The 202-nt window shown below is 63.9% G+C and carries 1 protein-coding gene; it reads right to left on the bottom strand.

The window, feature by feature from the left end; translation table 11 throughout:
* Window positions 1-202, bottom strand: a 202-nt coding sequence (locus tag AC5WRT_RS39295) for an alpha-amylase family glycosyl hydrolase (RefSeq protein ID WP_496101135.1), incomplete at both ends; no start/stop codon positions are given.

The raw sequence follows: 202 nt of genomic DNA, 5'->3' as shown, positions 1-202 counted from the left end.
ACGGCGGTGTAGTCGGAGACGTCGTAACCGCCGTCCCTGAGCGGTGACTTGAAGAACGGCGGCAGCCACAGGCAGTCCACGCCGAGCCATTGCAGATAGTCGAGCTTGGCCGTCAGACCCTTCAGGTCGCCGATGCCGTCGCCGTTGCTGTCCTGGAAGGAGCGGACCAGGACCTCGTAGAAGACGGCGCGCTTGAACCACT

The sequence above is a fragment of the Streptomyces sp. NTD91 genome, from assembly GCF_059510455.1.
This window is presented reverse-complemented; position numbering and strand designations above follow the sequence as displayed.